Origin of the sequence: Albidovulum marisflavi (assembly GCF_025751435.1) — a bacterium.
In the GTDB taxonomy this organism is placed as follows: Bacteria; Pseudomonadota; Alphaproteobacteria; order Rhodobacterales; family Rhodobacteraceae; genus Albidovulum; species Albidovulum marisflavi.
Genome location: NZ_JAOWKY010000001.1, coordinates 425,001 through 442,185 on the forward strand (window position 1 = coordinate 425,001; position 17,185 = coordinate 442,185).

At 61.4% G+C, this 17,185-nt stretch carries 11 protein-coding genes, 1 tRNA gene and 2 rRNA genes (1 of these 14 running past the window's edge); 3 read left to right on the forward strand and 11 right to left on the reverse strand.

Going from position 1 to position 17,185, the window contains the following annotated elements; translation table 11 throughout:
- From OEW28_RS02130 to OEW28_RS02140, 3 genes are all read left to right on the forward strand, one after another.
- Nucleotides 1-1,108 (forward strand): 23S ribosomal RNA (locus OEW28_RS02130) (it extends 1,731 nt beyond the left edge of the window).
- A 77-nt stretch (nt 1,109-1,185) separates the two neighbouring features.
- Nucleotides 1,186-1,300, forward strand: a 5S ribosomal RNA gene (gene rrf, locus OEW28_RS02135).
- Between the two features lie 73 nt (nt 1,301-1,373).
- A tRNA-Met gene (locus OEW28_RS02140) sits at nt 1,374-1,450 on the forward strand.
- On the opposite strand, the gene OEW28_RS02145 is transcribed toward OEW28_RS02140, so the two are convergent.
- From OEW28_RS02145 to OEW28_RS02195, 11 genes are all read right to left on the reverse strand, one after another.
- A complete protein-coding gene (locus OEW28_RS02145; protein WP_318527508.1) occupies nt 1,407-3,047 on the reverse strand; it encodes a recombinase family protein in 1,641 nt (546 codons plus the stop codon). The two genes, OEW28_RS02140 and OEW28_RS02145, sit on opposite strands and share 44 nt — an antisense overlap.
- Nucleotides 3,047-4,087 carry a site-specific integrase gene (locus OEW28_RS02150; RefSeq protein WP_263733074.1) on the reverse strand — a complete coding sequence of 347 codons (1,041 nt, stop codon included), beginning with the start codon at nt 4,085-4,087 and terminating at the stop codon, nt 3,047-3,049. Before OEW28_RS02150 ends, OEW28_RS02145 begins: the two co-directional genes overlap by 1 nt.
- Entirely contained in the window at nt 4,084-5,790 is a 1,707-nt protein-coding gene (locus OEW28_RS02155; RefSeq protein WP_263733075.1) for a site-specific integrase, read from the reverse strand. Before OEW28_RS02155 ends, OEW28_RS02150 begins: the two co-directional genes overlap by 4 nt.
- Before the next feature lie 164 nt (nt 5,791-5,954).
- Nucleotides 5,955-6,164, reverse strand: coding sequence for a helix-turn-helix domain-containing protein (locus OEW28_RS02160; RefSeq protein WP_263733076.1), 210 nt, complete (start codon nt 6,162-6,164; stop codon nt 5,955-5,957).
- Nucleotides 6,136-6,309: a hypothetical protein gene (locus OEW28_RS02165; protein WP_263733077.1), complete on the reverse strand. Its 174-nt coding sequence runs from the start codon at nt 6,307-6,309 to the stop codon at nt 6,136-6,138. The genes OEW28_RS02160 and OEW28_RS02165 overlap by 29 nt, the downstream gene beginning before the upstream one ends.
- Nucleotides 6,310-6,416: 107 nt before the next feature.
- Nucleotides 6,417-7,133, reverse strand: coding sequence for a hypothetical protein (locus OEW28_RS02170; RefSeq protein WP_263733078.1), 717 nt, complete (start codon nt 7,131-7,133; stop codon nt 6,417-6,419).
- Nucleotides 7,134-7,932: 799 nt separating this feature from the next.
- Complete coding sequence (locus OEW28_RS02175) at nt 7,933-10,029, reverse strand: 3'-5' exonuclease (protein WP_263733079.1); 2,097 nt, start codon at nt 10,027-10,029, stop codon at nt 7,933-7,935.
- On the reverse strand, nt 10,029-10,253 hold the full coding sequence (locus tag OEW28_RS02180) for an HTH-like domain-containing protein (protein ID WP_263733080.1): 225 nt from the start codon (nt 10,251-10,253) through the stop codon (nt 10,029-10,031). Before OEW28_RS02180 ends, OEW28_RS02175 begins: the two co-directional genes overlap by 1 nt.
- Nucleotides 10,254-10,257: 4 nt before the next feature.
- Nucleotides 10,258-13,203: a site-specific DNA-methyltransferase gene (locus OEW28_RS02185; protein WP_263733081.1), complete on the reverse strand. Its 2,946-nt coding sequence runs from the start codon at nt 13,201-13,203 to the stop codon at nt 10,258-10,260.
- On the reverse strand, nt 13,203-13,925 hold the full coding sequence (locus tag OEW28_RS02190; RefSeq protein WP_263733082.1) for an NYN domain-containing protein: 723 nt from the start codon (nt 13,923-13,925) through the stop codon (nt 13,203-13,205). The genes OEW28_RS02185 and OEW28_RS02190 overlap by 1 nt, the downstream gene beginning before the upstream one ends.
- 133 nt (nt 13,926-14,058) lie before the next feature.
- Entirely contained in the window at nt 14,059-17,124 is a 3,066-nt protein-coding gene (locus OEW28_RS02195; RefSeq protein WP_263733083.1) for a BPTD_3080 family restriction endonuclease, read from the reverse strand.
- Nucleotides 17,125-17,185 lie beyond the last annotated feature (61 nt).

Sequence of the window (17,185 nt, forward strand, 5' to 3'; positions counted from 1 at the left end):
CGACTGTTTACTAAAAACACAGGGCTGTGCGAAGCCGTAAGGCGACGTATACAGTCTGACGCCTGCCCGGTGCTGGAAGGTTAAAAGGAGGGGTGCAAGCTCCGAATTGAAGCCCCAGTAAACGGCGGCCGTAACTATAACGGTCCTAAGGTAGCGAAATTCCTTGTCGGGTAAGTTCCGACCTGCACGAATGGCGTAACGACTTCCCCGCTGTCTCAAATGTGGACTCAGCGAAATTGAACTGTGTGTCAAGATGCACACTACCCGCGGTTAGACGGAAAGACCCCATGCACCTTTACTATAGCTTCGCACTGGCATCAGGATTGTGATGTGCAGGATAGGTGGTAGGCTTTGAAGCGGGAACGCCAGTTTCCGTGGAGCCTCCCTTGAGATACCACCCTTCGCACTCTTGATGTCTAACCGCGGCCCGTTATCCGGGTCCGGGACCCTGCGTGGTGGGTAGTTTGACTGGGGCGGTCGCCTCCCAAAGAGTAACGGAGGCGCGCGATGGTTGGCTCAGAGCGGTCGGAAATCGCTCGTTGAGTGCAATGGCAGAAGCCAGCCTGACTGCGAGACTGACAGGTCGAGCAGAGTCGAAAGACGGCCATAGTGATCCGGTGGTCCCAAGTGGGAGGGCCATCGCTCAACGGATAAAAGGTACGCTGGGGATAACAGGCTGATGATGCCCAAGAGTCCATATCGACGGCATCGTTTGGCACCTCGATGTCGGCTCATCTCATCCTGGGGCTGGAGCAGGTCCCAAGGGTATGGCTGTTCGCCATTTAAAGAGGTACGTGAGCTGGGTTTAGAACGTCGTGAGACAGTTCGGTCCCTATCTGCCGTGGGTGTAGGAGACTTGAGAAGACTTGCCCCTAGTACGAGAGGACCGGGGTGAACGCTCCACTGGTGGACCAGTTGTCGTGCCAACGGCAGTGCTGGGTAGCTATGAGCGGACAGGATAACCGCTGAAGGCATCTAAGCGGGAAGCCCCCTTCAAAACTAGGTCTCCCTTGAGGGCCGTGGTAGACCACCACGTCGATAGGCCGGAGATGTAAGCGCAGCAATGCGTTCAGTTGACCGGTACTAATTGCCCGATTGGCTTGATTTGATCCAGTAAAAGCTAGGCTCAGATCAAAAGCAGATACATGACTTGGACAATCCCTGATTGTAGTGTTTCTTCCTCGGTTTGGTGGTCATAGCGCGAGCAAAACACCCGATCCCTTCCCGAACTCGGAAGTTAAGTGCCGCCGCGCCAATGGTACTGCGTCTCAAGACGTGGGAGAGTAGGTCACCGCCAAACCTAGAAAGAAACACAAAAAACTCTCATGACGATGAAAAGTATACGCCGAGAAGCGCCGCTCGCTTCTCACTGGCGCGGGGTGGAGCAGCCCGGTAGCTCGTCAGGCTCATAACCTGAAGGTCGCAGGTTCAAATCCTGCCCCCGCAACCACTTTCACCGAACACGGATCAAGAGACTTGCCAGCCTCGGGCTGGGCGAGTTCGATCATGGCGGTGATTGCCCCCTCAAGCTCCACAGTCGTCCCGTCGCTCCGTTCGTGCACCGTGACGGCGTTGATCAGTCCGCGGATCGTATCCAACGCAGCCGTTCGGATTTCGGGGTCGGCCAACGTCTCGGCCAAGGCCATGACTTTGCGGCGATAGATCTCGCTCAGATTGGGGTGCAGCCGCACCGGCGAGGGTGCCGGGGCCGACAGTGCGGCATCGAGCTCTGCGCGGCGGTCTTCCAAAGAGGTGAGCTTCTCTTTCAATCCGGGCGTACGCAGGCCATCGGCAATCGCGTCGTAGAGGCCGTCGAGGCGGCGCATGACCGTGGCTTGCTCTGCCTCCAGGCGCGCGCGATCCGCGGCTTGAGTGGCGCGCCCCGCGTTGATCTCTTCGCCATAGGCCGTGATGAAGGCCGCAACGGCTTCCGGCTGCATCAGCCGCTGCCGCAAAAGGTCGAGCACCAGGCTTTCGAGATCCGCGCGCCGGTAGGAACGCTTCTGGGTGCAGGTTCCAAGCTTTCGGGCTGCCGAGCAGGCGAGATAGTCCCTGCCCACGGCGGCGAAGCCCCCGCCACAGCAACCGCAGCGCAGGAGACCGGTAAGCAGATGCGTCTGACGACGCTGCTCCCAAAAACGTGTTGCCTTGATCGACTGGACCCTCGGGTCCGCATCGATCTCACCCTGCCGATGCTTGACCCCATCCCAGAGGGCATCGTCGATGATGCGCAACTCGGGCACTTCGGTGGTGATCCACTCCTCCTTGGCGTTCAGACGCGAGACGCGCCGACCGGTCTCGGGGTCCTTCAGGTAACGCAGTCGGTTCCAGACCAGGCGCCCGATATAGAGCTCGTTGTTGAGGATGCCAGTGCCCCGGATCCTGTGGCCCCGAATGGCGGTATCCCGCCAGAGAACGCCCCGAGGCCCTGGGATCTTCTCCGAGTTCAGCCGTTTTGCGATGGCCTTGGGCGAATGCCCGGATGCGAACTCTCTGAAGATGCGGCGGATGATGGCGGCCTCTTCCGGAATGATCCGCCTCTCCCCGGTCACAGGCATTCCGTCGGGCCCGAGACGACGCACGACCTCATAGCCATAGCTGTTGCCTCCGCCCGAGTGCCCGCTCTCCACACGGCCGCGCAGCCCGCGACGTGTCTTGGCGGCAAGATCCTTCAGGAAGAGCTGGTTCATCGTGCCCTTGAGCCCGACATGCAACTCGTTGATCTCGCCTTCAGCGAGCGTGACGATCTGCACAGCATGGAAGCTGAGGCGCTTGTAGAGGGTCGCGACATCCGCCTGATCGCGGCTAAGGCGATCCAGGGCCTCCGCAATCACAATGTCGAACGAGCCACGACCAGCCTGGTCGAGGAGACTCTGCAGGCCGGGGCGCAACATGCTCGCCCCCGAAATCGCCATGTCGGAAAACACCTCCGCCACCGTCCAGCCTTCACGATCGGCGCGTTCCTTGCAGAGACGAACCTGATCCTCGATGGAGGCCTCGCGCTGCATCTGGGACGAGTAGCGGGCGTAGATGGCAACCCTGGGCATCACTCGCCTCCCTTCAACCGTTTGACCAGCGCAGCATAGTCCCTGCCGGCCTCGATGGTCTGCGCGTGAATGTAGTGGCGTTCGGCGGTCCTGAAGCCTGAGTGCGCCAGAACCGGGCGGATCAGCCGCGCCGCCTCGGGAGACTCCCTCGCCAGCGTTGTTGCAGCCGCATCCCGGAAGAAATGCGGCGGGATCCTCTTGCCCGCATGCTCAAGGGTCACGTCACCGACCAATTTGCCGACGTAGTTCATGCCTATGATCTCACCCTTCTTGCCCACCCAAAGGATGTCGTGGTCCTGATCGCCGCGGGACATCAGCTTCGGACGCACTTCGCCGATGTATCGGCGCAGGAGCGGTTCGACCTGCTGCGGAACAACCGCTTCCCACGCCACGCCAGTCTTGGTCATCTCTTCGGCAAGCGAAATGAAGATCTCGCGCTCGCTCACGAAAATCGAGTGTCCGAGACGAAGCTCACAGAAGGACCTGCGCCGCATCGGCATCAAGGAGAGGAGCGCGACCATCGCGCCATCGCGACGCCGCAACATCCGCGAAAGCGGGGTCGTCGCTTCGTCTGCGAACGACCCTGCATGCCGAAGGCCGATCTCCAGCAAGATCTTGCTTGAGAGGATCCGTCCGCGCTTGCGAGCCGGATCACCGTTCCCCGCCTCGCGTTTGAGCGCGCCGATCAGGCGAAGATGGCTATGCCAGTCGCCGTCAGGATCCACCGCGCGAAGGATCCGCACCACGCCCTGTACGAAGGCGAGGCGCGTCATCGGACGAATGCTGGCCAGATCGCGCAGCCATGCCTGCAGACGTGGAAGCGTGGCACGCTCGACCGGAGCGAGCGCCAGTGCTTCCGGGGCATTCGCTTCGATCCAGCGCAACCAGCGACCGTAGCGCGGTTGCAGCGAGATGATCGTGGTCTCGCGCACATGGGCCAAGCCACCACAATCGTCCAGTGGCCCGCCTTTCGCTTGCAGGGCAGCCCACATGTTCCGGTCTGCAGAAGGCCATGCGTCCAGGGGCAGAACCAGGCTCATTTGCGAAGACCTTTCTTACGGGTCTGCATCAACTCGGCAAAGCTCCGGGTCGCGGATTTGGTCTCAAGGCCCGAGTACATGTTGATCGTGTGGCTGACTTCCGAATGACCGAGCAGACGGCGGGCCACCTCGTAGGCCCCGGGATTGGCGTCGAGCCAGTTCATCACGGCAAAGTGGCGAAACAGATGCGCGTTCATCTCGATGCCGATCTCCTTGCGGATTCTCTTGGAGATGCGCGACGCGAGCTGGCCGGATTCGATCGGTCCCGAGCCGTCACGGCGCGGAAAGAGCCATGGAGTACCCGGAGGACAGAGCTCAGGCGTGCGGGTCGCAAGGTGCCTGTCGATCATGCGCACCAGATCGCCGGGCAGGTCAAACTCCAGAGGACGTCCGTTCTTCACCTCGCCTTCGGTGAACACAAGATAGACCCGCCCATGCCCGGGGCGCTGGAGATGATCCTCCACATGGATCCCCGCGAGGTTCCTGATCCGAACCGGGCAGAAAAGCAGGATCGCAATGGCGAGCGCATCCTCCCGAGCGAGGGCCTTGGTGAACTCATTCGACTTGCCGTTCGGCGGGTGGCTGAAGAGCCGTTCAGGCAGGTTCAGCAGGCGCAGCGCCTGCCGCTCATCCTGCAAGATGCGGAGACGGTCCCGGTTCTTGCGGGTTATTCCCCGTTGAGGGGTAGCGGCCAACTTGCCGGCCAATGCCGTCAGACCTTTCCGAACTTCGGGCGGTTGGTTGGTGATCTTTCCGAGGTTGCGCAGAAGAGCGGCAACTTCGCTGATAATCTTCGTGGTCTGGTTTCCGGTCCGCGAGAGCATGTGGCGCAGCCCACGCTCGGCATTCCTCGGATCCAGAATGGCATCAAGCCCGGTCACGGCCTCGACCGGAAAGCCGGAATGGACAAGTTCCGAGGCGATGCGGATAATTTGACGACGGTATTGACCCAGAGTCACGGGACGCAAAGACTTGCTGCGGCTGTGCTCAGCGAGCGGGTCCGGTGCGGCGAGGCGCATCATCAGCGCGTCAACCTCCTCCAGGAAGGTTGCAGGGAAGGCGTGCTCGTCAAGCTTGATGACCTTCTGGCGCGAGGCCAACGGCAGGGTGGTGCGCGGCCACTCCGGAATGCGTCTGACCGCAAGGTTCCAGCCATTGACCGCAGCGCGGAAAGCCCGCTCAGGCGATTTGCTGATCTCATTGCGCTCCAGCGCCTCGCGATAGGCGACAGCGTCCCTCTCACGGACCTGTTCCGGCGGAACGCCGCGGTTGTTCAGGAAGTAGACTAACCCTCCGATCGCCGGTCGTATCGAGCGTTCGTTGGAGGCGAGAACAATCCGCCAGAGCGTTTGCCATTCCGGCGACAGTTCCGAGGTGCGCTGGTGGCGGCGCTCGACGATACCGAAATGGGCCATCGCGGCCCGCGCATCACTCACGGCGTTCTGCCAGCTCTTCGTGCTGAGGTTCAACGCGGCGGGCGCGATCTTCGCGAGCCGCGGCTGCAGCCACCGTCCGAAGCAGGGTACGTCCTGTGGCGGACGGCCCAGGGCATGCGCCACGCGATGCAGCCCCGAGATCATGTCGCGGCGGCGCGTCTCCGACAGATCCAGGGTGGTCTCCAGCTTCTCGATCAGCTCGGAGAACATCGGCGTTCCGTTCGGAACGAAGGCGAAGTCGATCTGTTTCGGGTCAACAAGCTTCATCGGGAACTGACCTCATTGTCACGGTTGGTCTCGGGTGGACAGGGCGGGGCACACCGCCCGATTCGGGAAAAACATAGCATGGAAAGTTAGAAAATTACGGAGGCGGCCTCTTCCCGAATGACACCTAACACATTGACATAAATAGACATTGTTACCCGTGAAACCTACCAGAGGCAGCGGGCGCGGTAGGCCGCATGTGCCGCGGGATCGATGCGGACCAGACGCCCGCCAGGGCCCACTCGGCTGACCTCAAGAAGGCCCGCCGCGATCGCGCGACGCACCGTCTTCTCCGAGCACTGGTCGAGTTCGGCGACCTGCTTCACGGTCAGGAGTGGGCGAAGGGTCTCAGTCTTCGAGAACGTCTTGGGCGGCATCAACGGGCTCCTTGGCTTCAGGAGCGCTCGCCGCCAGTTCCCGCGCGGTCTGCTGCGCCATGAGCTTGATCAGGCGCCCAAAGGCGGCCTCGATCTGCACCTCGGCGGCATCACTCTTGCAGGAAGGGGCGGGAACGCGTGTCATGCCGTGACCATGACGCGCCCCTTCCAGAGGGTCTAAGTGTCACGATCCGAGAAAATGCAGCGGATCAGTTCTTCAACGCGAAATTGGGCCGCCCAAAAGGCTCAACATCAAGCGCGAAAATCTTCGAGCTCGCGCTTGATGGCCTCGCCGTTCAATCTTGCTGGGGGATCCGTGAGACACTGAACCACATCATTGACGAACTCGATCAGAGGGCCCGACCTCACGCCTGAAAGCGGGTCGGTCGTGTAGGTGAGATTACGGCCAAGGGTCTGCCAAAGGTTGAATAGCGTCACGCACAAGATCTCGCGTCTTACGTCAGCAGCCTTCCGCGCATCCGGAGTCGCCCGATAGCGTGCACTTCGGGCTTGTTCCATGCGGACGTAGAACTCGTTGCATTCGCTTATGGTTGCGATGGCGGCATCGAACTGCTGGAGCCGTTGGTCACGAGGATTGGGCACCCCGGCATTCGCGAAGGGATTGGCAAAACCAATGTCGCTGAGAAGCCTGGATGCTTCGTGAAGCTTGCCCTCCGCGCTACGTACCAGGTCGATGGCCCGAGAAAGCTTCTTTTGCCCAACGCGCTGGCGGTCAGTGGCAAGTTCGGGCTGATAAAGATGGAGCTCCGGGCCGAAGGTGCTCAAGAGCTCCCTCGACAACTGGCGCATATGCTGCTCATCAATATCGTGACTTTGACAAAGCCGTCGGATGTCTTCTTCCTCCAGCGCACCCGTTTGAGCACTTCTTTCCGTGAAGACTTTCCAACTAACGCTGTCGCGGGTGACCGTGCGTGGTCCTCCACGCTCTCGACGGGGTGCATCTGTCATTGCTCGACTGCCTTTCGACTGCTTCGCCTGGGACAACTGCATGAAACGAAGACCCATGCAACCGTCGAACCGCGGTCCAGGGATCATGTGCCACAAGGTCATGTGAAGCCGCGAAAATTTCGAAACCGTGACACTTAGAAATCGAGGCTGCGGACTGACAGACATTCAGGCGGCACGCGTGTGGGTGCAGCCCAAGGAGTTGGCAGCAAGCCCGATGCGCGTCGGTGGGGTTGGCCGTCGAATGTGGCTCTCCCGCCGGGCCTGCGCGCTCCGTCTCATGTCGGCGTTGCTCGCAGGTCGCGCGGGGTGGTTTGGACCGGCTGTTTTCTGCCCCGTGTCGCCAGCAAAATTGCCGCCACGGTTGTCTGAGCGCCGCTAACCAAGCCAGGCTATGATCCGGGGACTACCCCAACCCGCGCCAGATCGGCTCCTTCTGGACTGGCGCAGAAACGCGACAACGGAACCCACCGGCCGGTGAAATCGAGGCTACGGCGCGATGTGACGGATCGGGGACCGCACCAAACGTGCGGGGCGGGAGAAAAGCCCGCGGGGAAGCGGCAGGCCACCGAGAATAGGCATCGCGCGGATACGGATCTGTAACGAAGGGCCTTCCCCTGCATGCGGGGGGAAGGAGCGGGGGCCGGCTATTGCCGACCCAATCCCTTGGTTCCTCAACGGTTCGAGGTTGATCTATTTCTCGATAGAGGAAACGGACCTCAATGTGCAACAAGTTCATCTAGCGGCCTGCGCCCTGAAGAGTAGCGCTCCCAAAAGTTGGGCCTTCGAGCCACGCGAAGAATTAGGGACAGCTCGCCTTGAGGAAGTCGTCGACAAACTCTGAAACAGGGGCAATGCCTGTCACCAGCAGGTGATCTCTGGCCCTTGTGCAGGCCACATAAAGCAGGTGCCTTTCGGTGTTGTAAACCTCCTCAAGGTCGGCATCGTCGGCCACTGACTCGATCCGTTCGGATTGGGGGATCACCTCGTCGTCGCAGGCCATGACCACCACCGACCGGAACTCGAGCCCCTTAGCGAAGTGCATCGTACTTATGGCGACTGCTCCGTCTTCCACTTCGACCTTTTCGCTAAGTTCGACCGAACGAACGCCGGCAGCTTTCGCGGCAGCACGCGCACGTTTAAGTTCCGCTTCAGACCGGACGAAGATACCAACCTCGCGCGGTGCGCAGCCCTCCTTCAGTCGATCCGTGATCCATCCCGCAACCGCGCGACATTCGTGATCCTCGTCGCTGCAGGCCAATACCATGGGCGAAGGACCGTCGAACATCGACACCGTGCCACGCCGTCCTTCCGTATTCCCGTCGACATCCGAAACGGTTGACGGCAGAAGTCGGTCGGCATGTGTGCGGATCTGGTGCGACGTTCGATAGTTGATTCGCAGTGTGTAGGAGCGGCCGCGGACATCGAGGCCAAGCGCCTTCCAGGAAAATGGCTGCTGAAAGATACGCTGGCCGAGATCACCGGCGAAGAAGAGACCATCGCTGCGGCCTGCAGCCAAGGCGGCGAAGAACCGCGCCTCAGCCACACCAAGATCCTGCGCCTCGTCGATCACAGCAAAATCGTAAGGCCGACTGCCGCCTTGGGTGAAACCATCTGCCAGCCGACCGAAGACGTCTGACCACGTCACAACGCCGCGGTCTCTCAGCCCCGCACGGACGCGTTCAAAGATGGCCCAAAGGGTCTCGCGCTGCTTGCCGCCGATCCGGGTCTTCCGCCCGAGCCGCGAGACATCGCGGTAGTCCTCCCACGACCGAAGTTGCCAGGCGTCCACGACGTCGTTCCACTCTCCGATCAGGAACTGCGTAGAGAACCGGTGCCCTTCGACCTCCGCCGCTGCCTTTGTGATCAGCGAGCTCACCATCGCTGCAGAGGCGATCTGAGGCTGTCCGAAACGTTCGGAGTGAATGTCATACCCGACTGCTGAGACCGCCTTCACTAGGATGCGCGAGGAGACCAGGGGCTCACTGCCCACAAGGCAGGCCAACTTGGTTCGCAGGGCATTCGCAAGCGGCTTCGAGAACGTCGTCAGCAAGACCTTGGCGGAAAGATTTTCACGCGCAAGATGGACCGCACGGTGAAGCGCCACGATGGTTTTCCCCGTCCCGGCCGAACCCGAAACCCTGGTCGGGCCGGACAATGACCGCCCGACAAGGTCGGCTTGGGCTGGGTGCAGAAACACCGCCCACTTGTCCCATGGGTAGTCCAGCGCCTGCTTCAGTTCCTCTGCATTGGTCAGGACTCGGAACCGGCGCTGGGCGTCGGGGTGGGCAAATGGATCAGCCTCTGGGGGCACAGGCTCCGGCGGTTGCGGTTTCTCGCCCACGGCCAGTTTCAACAGCGCTTCCTGCGCCTCTTGCGGCAGGTGCTCGATAATGTCGAACAGCGTGTCTTCCGTTGCCGAGCGAACATCATTCACCCATTCCTCGGGCACGCCGAAGGCCATCAACTCGAACTTGCGCAGGTTGTCGAACAGGCGGGCCGCAGGTTTGGCAGCAGGCGCTGGCGTGGCGGCATCGCTGCGCGGCTTGAAGATCTGGACCTCTTCAACTCTCTCGCGTACTTCGACCAGCTGCATGGCGCCGGTCGTCGGATGGCGTTCGATCTTGCGCCGTTCAGCCCATTTGTAGGCGTCGTCGTGGTGATTCACATAGACCAGCAGGATGCTTGCTGCCGTGCGGTGGACGATGATTCGGATGTCGGCATTTACCCGCACCGACCAGAAGTTCGAATCCTTGGCTCGGTCCAGCTTGTGGAATGACAGCCCGTTCGAGGTCGGGTCGAGTTGCAGGTCGAAGGCGGTGGTCTTGGCCGCCTTCTGTTCTTGCGCGGTCAGGCGGCCAAGGCTGTCGGTGAAGGTGTCGGCGACCCGGAACTCCATCAGTCGCGCAGCCTGACATATTTGGCAAGATTGATGCCCTTTCGCAGTTCCGTCTTGTAAGACTCGGGCAATCCCGCCCGCGCGAGGATTTCCGGCAGGGACATTCCTGAAATCTGATCAGCATAGGTGATCGCGAACAGGTGGATGTGCGCCACCTGCTCCTTTTGCGCCGCGCCTTTCCGGTACATTTCCGCCAGTCGCTTGGCTGCTTCGTCAATTGTCATTCTGTCACTCCACCGCAAACACCTTCATCACCTCGTCGCCGAGGTGGTTGATCACCTTCACCGCGATGCGCCCCGATTTCGGCTTGGCGAACGGGCGCGAGGTGTCCGAATACAGGCTCTCCCAGGCCTCCTCGTCGATCTCGGCCTTCAAGGTCGTTTTCAGCGCCTTGTAGGGATCGTTCGCCCCCAGGAAGTAGGCGTGGCGGACGAAGAAGGACTCCTCGTTGTAATCCGTGTCCAGCATCCACAGGGCGATGCCGTCGGTGCCTTCGCTTTGCACCTCGCCGGTCTGGGGCTTGAAGACGTCCACGCCGAAGACCTGGACCTGCACCATCCCGTCGCCAGCCTCGGTGATGCGAATATCCGGTTCGCCGAAGATCACAAACAGGTTGCCCGCGCCGGTAGACTTCAACTCGCCGCCCATATGCAGGTCGGGGTTCATCCGGGCTTTCAAGACGCGGATGCGGCCGAGCTTGTCGAACTCGGAGCTATGGGCGTCATAGTTGAAGGCGCAGGCGATCAGCGCGTCGAAACCGGCGTCGCCAGCTTCGCGCGCGGCGGCCACCAGGTCGGGGCGGGAGACGGTGCCGAACTCGGGGCCGATGAACACACCGGCGCGGCGCTGGGTGTCGCCTTCCATGAAGGCGCCCTCGGCGGCGATCCAGTTGCCGGGCCAGCCCTTGAGGCTGGTGAAGGTGATCCGGTCCTCCTTGTGCGCCTGCTGCACGCCCGCGGCTTTCAGGTTTTCCAGGATCATGTGGGCGAAGTCGGTGAAGTCGCGCGGGGCCTCGGCGGCCTTGCGCTTGCCCTCGGCGGCCTCGTAGGTGTCGATCAGCTCGTCATCCCAACCGACGGCGAGCGTGCGGTGGGGGGACAGGCTTTCCACAGTGAACGGCCCAGCCACGCGGGTTTTGCCACTGTCGGAGAAGGGCTTGTCGTAGAGGTATTCGAACTCGGCCTTCGCCGCGATGCTGGCGTCGATTTCGCGCTGGCGGGCGATGCGGGCCTCCCAGAACTGTTTCAGGGCGGCTTGCGCGGGGGCGGGCCAGCCTGCGGGCGCCTCGCGCGGGATTTCCCATTCCATGAAGCCGTTCGCCGGGGCCATCTCGCCGGAGGGGAGTTTTACTTCGCCTGTCGCGGAGAAGTCGATCTTCGCGCCCGCGCGGCCGCCGGTTTCCACCTTGAAGGGGGTGGCGTGGCCGGCAAGGGCGGCGTTCAGGGCGGTGATGGCGTCTTCGACGGCGGGTTGGAGCCTGTCCCAGATCACGTCGATTTCGGCGTTGTTGGCGATGGATTTCAGCGTGATGTGCGGCACGCGGTCGTAGACGAAGCCCTGGCGGATGCTGCCGTGGGTGGCGGTGGATTTTGGGGGGGTGCGGGTGATCTCGCCTTCCTTTTGCTGCCCCTCCTTGCTGTCGGCGAGGAGGTAATAGGGATAGCGCGCGCCCATCAGGCGGGATCGGGCGAGGGCCACGGCGACGCGGCTGGTGTCGATGGTGATCCAGCGCCGCCCCCATTGTTCGGCGACATAGGCCGTGGTGCCCGAGCCGCAGGTGGGATCGAGCACCAGATCGCCGGGGTCGGTGGTCATCAGGATGCAGCGTTCGATGACTTTGTTTCCAGTTTGCACGACATATAGCCGATCACCGCCGTATTGCGATTGTCCCACTGTGTCCGTCCAAATGTTTGAGAACGGCATGGTTGGGTAGTCATCTAAATAGCGGACGTATCCGACGCCCGTTCCGGAACTATATGCCCGATTTGCACGTCGAAGCCGTTTCATTCCTGCGAGTGTCGTTGACCACCCCCGAGCACCGGATGGAGTAAAGCTGTTGCCCATAACTTGAATTGGGAAACCCATAGCTGAGTCTTCCCCCGCAGAACGTCCTTGCCGCTGCGATGAAAGATCGCCGATAGCGATAAGCCTCTGGTCACTAGGAACCTTAGCAGTGCCATCCTTTTCGGCTTTCGTCAGCGGGCGCCAGTCGAAGGGAGCACTTTCAGAGAGGCGATAGCCAGTGGTGCCCTCCCCGCCAAGTTCCTTCATCCGCACCAAAGGCCGAAATTTCAATTTGGGCTTCGATTTAGCAAACCATAGGCAAAAATCGTTGACCCCTGGCAAGTACTCCGAAGTCTGGGCAACTGTTTTTGCAAAGACGATTTCGCTTACGAAATTATCAACCCCGAACACCTCAGCCATCAATGACCGTACTAAGTGCACATTCTCATCGCCGATCTGCACGAAGATGCTGCCGCTGTCGCTCAGCAAGTCGCGCGCCACGGTCAGACGGTCGCGCAGGTAGGTCAGGTAGGAGTGGATGCCGTCCTTCCAGGTGTCGCGAAAGGCGCGGACCTGTTCGGGTTCGCGCGTCACATGGGTCTTGTCGCCATCCTTGACGTCGCGCGAGGTGGTGGACCACTGGAAGTTGGAGTTGAACTTGATGCCATAGGGCGGGTCGAAATAGATGCACTGCACCTGACCGCGCAGCCCCTCACGTTCCGCCAGTGACGCCATCACCGACAGGCTGTCGCCCGAGATCATCCGGTTCGACCAGTGCTGATCGTGCTGATAGAACTCGGTCGCGGCCTCGGCATCGGGCAGGCCGTTGAAATCGGCGAACATGTCGAACTGCGGGGCGTCCTTGGCCGCCTTTGCGCGGTTCGCGGATTCGCGTTTCAGGTCGTCGATGATGACCTTGGGGTGGACCTTTTCTTGGATATACAGCGGCGGGGCCTGGACGATCAGGTCGGACCAGTCCTGCTCATCCTTGCCGCGCCAGACGAGCTGCGGGTCAAGGTCGCGGTTGCGGCGTTCGTAGGCAAGCTGGATCGGCGTCTTGTCCTGATCGCGCATCAGGCTTTCGAACTCGGCCGTCGGGATGTTTTTGCGCGTGGCGTCGTCATGCTTCAGCGCCTCGACCTCGAGCGGTTTCTTGGGCGTGCGGGCCATTACTCGACGTCCTCATCCTTTTCGGCTTTTTTCGCCGCGGCCGTCCCCGGTTTGGGGAAGCCGCTTTGCAGCCCGTCAATATGTTCAAAAAGCTCAGGCGCCACACTGCGCCACAGGGGGTCGAGCACGACCTTGACCCCTTCGCGCCGCGCAAGCTTGGAGGCAGGGACGAAATCGGAGTCGCCGGCGACCAGAATGATGGTATCGACCTGCCGCTTGAGCGTAAGCGAGGCGATGTCGGTGCCGATGCGCATGTCGACCGCCTTCTGGCGCAGGCCGGGGGTGAAATCGTCGTCGGTCAGGTCGGCGACTTTGATCTCGCCCTTCAGCAGCCGCTTCTGGGCTTCTTCGCGCAGGATCCAGCCGCGTTCACGCCGCACCTCGCCCAGCCGGACGGCCATGTGCGACATGCGTCGCAGCTTGTCGTGGAGCGCGAGACGGAACTTCGCCTCGTCGCTGCGGGCGTAGTCGATGGACTTGCCGGAGACGGGGCGATGTTCTTTCCCGAGATACGGCTTCGCGTCGTAGAAGAACGACCGGTAGAGCAGCGCGCGTTCATGTGGCAGCTTCTCGATCCGGTTGCGGGACTTCAGATGCGCGGCGATCAGGCGGCGTAGCGCCCAGGCAACCGACTCCGGGTCGCCTGGCTTCGCGCTCTTGAACACGGTCGGGAGGCGTTTGAGGAAGTATCCGCCGTCGATTAGGATCGCCACCTTGCTCATGCGGTGGCTCCCAGAACGACATAAGCCCCAAGGGGTCGGCTGCGTTCATGATCGCTAGGAACACAGCGTACTGCCAAGGGGCGGATGCTTTGGTATATAGTTTTTCTTGCGAATCCGTCAACCGTCCAGCGCATCACGCAACCTCCTGAGGCGCGAAGCCCTCTATCAACTTGGCAAACTCCTGCTCCATCTCGTAGACCGCCGTGAACTCGGCGAACTCCCAGCGCCCGAATTTGCCAAGGTTGTTCACGCCCGGCACCCAATAAGCGCGCATGGTGTTCGCCTTGTCCTTCGCATCCTCGCCGCGGTAGCCCTTGATCTCGACGATCAGGTTTAGCGGGTCGGGCTTGCCGTCGTCGGTGCGGCGGCCGTCATCGACCTGGACGATGAAGTCGGGCAGGTATTTCCGCGGGGTGGAGCCGGAGAGGTAGGGCACCTCGAGCCCGAGCCCCTGGTTCTTGACGTAAGAGAGCACCCGGGGGTGGCCTTCGGCGATGCGAGCAAACTCGGCCTCCCAATCGCTGTCGCAGACCACCCAGTTGACATGGGACTTGTCGGGGCGCGTCTGCCAGCGCAGCGCCTTGGAAGTGGTGAAGTTGACGTAGGCAGTCGTGCCGGTGGGATTGTAGGCGTCGAGGATCGCCTTGATCTGGTTTTCGCCGTTCAGGGTTTCGGTGATGGCCGCCTTGATCCGTTCGGCAGCCATGTCGGCGATTTCCTTGTAGACCAGCTGCGCCGGATAGGTGCCGCCGGAGCATTTCAGGTAGCCACCGTCCAGCCACTGCCGGGTGATGCGCTTCAACTGGCCAAAGAGGTGCAGTTTCGGCTCTTCGCCGGGGTCGCGGTACTTGGTGTAGAGGAGGTGCCGCGCCAGATGGAACAGGATGGTGGAGGAGCGCATGTCCTCCAGATGCTCTAGCGTCAGGTCCACGCCCTCGCCGACGATACCCTGATTGGTGGTCGTGGAGGGGCCAAGAAGCTGCGGCGTAAGTTCCAGAACGTGATCGGGGCCGAAGGTGGCCTCAAGCCGTTCGTCTGGCAGTTCGACGCGGTAACCCTCGACGCGGGGAAAGGTGATTTCCAGCGCGTCCCGATCAGGCTTGACCGCATGGACGCGGACGGTTTCGCGTGGGGCCGCCGGGGGTGAGATCACCGGCTTCGCCGTGAAGTCGAAGGGGATGCCGAGGACGTCGGCGTATTCGACGTTGAACAGCCCCTCGTCGTTCAGTTCGTACGACTGGCGTCGCAGCGCGCGGCCGATCACCTGTTCGCACAAGAGCTGCGTGCCGAAGGCGCGCACGCCTAGAACATGGGTGACGGTGTTCGCGTCCCACCCTTCTGTCAGCATGGACACCGAGACCACGCAGCGGATCTGTTCCCCGAGGCGGCCTTTCTTGCCGACAGTGTTCATGACCTCGCGCAGCAGGGTGGATTCGTCGATCTTGTTCCCCGCGGTGATGTCGCCCGTTCGCTCGACCATCTCGCGTTTGAACTGCTCGATTTCGACAGCGGCCATTTCGCGGAAATCCTTGTCGAGCGCCTCGCCGGATTCGAGCTGTGCGCTGTCGATCAGGATGGTGTTCGGCCGGGCGAGCGGGTTGCCGTGCTCGTCGTGGTTGCGGAACAGGGCAAGGCGGCCAAACTCGAGCTTGCTGCTGGAGCCATCATTGCCAATCCGATCAAAGCCCGAAATGTACTTGTAGATCAGCTCCGATGTTGCAGTGTTATTGCAGACGACGATGAACACCGGCGGGACGCCAATCTCCTTGTCTTGCCAAAGCTGGAAGGTCTTTTCGTAGTGACCGTAGAGGGCTTCCAGCGCGGTCAACAGCTCGACCGGCAGGCTGAGCGGATCGAGCGCCTTGCCCGCGGCGCGGCCCTTCTTGGGGAGCTTCTTGCCGATGTGGTCCCAGAGATTGCGGAACTTCGGCGTGTCGCCACCCGGCACGTTGTCGGCAATCGGCACGCGCGGTAGCTTCACGATTCCGCACTCGATGGCGTCCATCAGCGAGAAGTCGGACATCGTCCAGGGAAACAGCGTGCCTTCGATGTAACCTGACCCCCGAAGGAAGAACGGCGTGGCCGACAGGTCGTAGACGAGGCTGATGCCGAGCTTCCGCTTGACCGCTTCCAGACCGGAAATCCACATCCGGGCGGCCTCGTTGTTCTCCTTGGCCTCGCTTTTCTCGTCGCCCTTCAGATCGTCCTCGGTTTCGCCGACGGCGTCCTTCACTCGCTCACGATAGCAGTGGTGCGCTTCGTCGTTCAGAACGACGATGTTTTTCTGGCCCATAAGGTCGCCCATGACCCGCTGGATCATCTCACCTTCGGTCTCCAGCGTCTGGACCTTGTCACCGCGCCAGCCCTCAAGCGCCTGCCTGGTGCCTTTGGCGATCACCAGTTTTTCGCGCAGCTTGAAAGCGTGATAGTTGGTGATGACGATCTTGGCGGCCTGGATGTCGCGCAGCATGTCGGGCGGCGTGATCTCGCGCGAGCGATAATAGCTTTCGGGGTCATTAGGCAGGAGGACGCGCAACCGGTCTCGGATCGTGATACCCGGTGAGACGATCAGGAACCGGCTGGAGAACTGTTTGCTGTTTGGGTGGCGCACGGCGTTCACCGTCTGCCAGGCGATGAGCATCGCCATGACGGTAGTCTTGCCCGCCCCGGTCGCGAGCTTCAGCGCAAGGCGCATCAGTTCGGGATTGGCCTGCTCGTTGGCACCCTTGATGTGCGCCCAGAACTTGGCGACGCGCGGCCCCATCTTTGGCGCGACCTCGGTCAACCAGATCGCGGTTTCGACGGCTTCGATCTGGCAGAAGAATGGGCGGACGCCCTCGAACTTGTGGTGCCGCCAATGTTGCAGCAGGCGGGCAGTTTCCGGAGTAACCAGCCACTGGTCGGGGTTCGGAAGGTTGCGCCACGTTTCGACATATCCCCGGACTTCGTTGATGATCGGGGTGGGATTGTATTCCTGATCTGCTGTCGAAAGATCGTCATCAGCACCGAGCAGCAGAGCGCCCTGCTTCTGGCTTTGGCGCTGTTTCTTCGTCTTGGGGACCGGCGTAATCAGGTCAGAACGGCGCCTTGTCTCAACTATGCGGTTCGTCGGCTGGCCATCTGCATCCAGTTCCCAATGGCGGCCAGGATACTCGTAAGGAGAGTTCAGGATCGGCTTTTCAAAGAACTGCTCAGACATCCTTGGCGCCTTCACGTATGATCGCTTTCAAAACGGACCGGAAATGGCCGATCCACGGAAA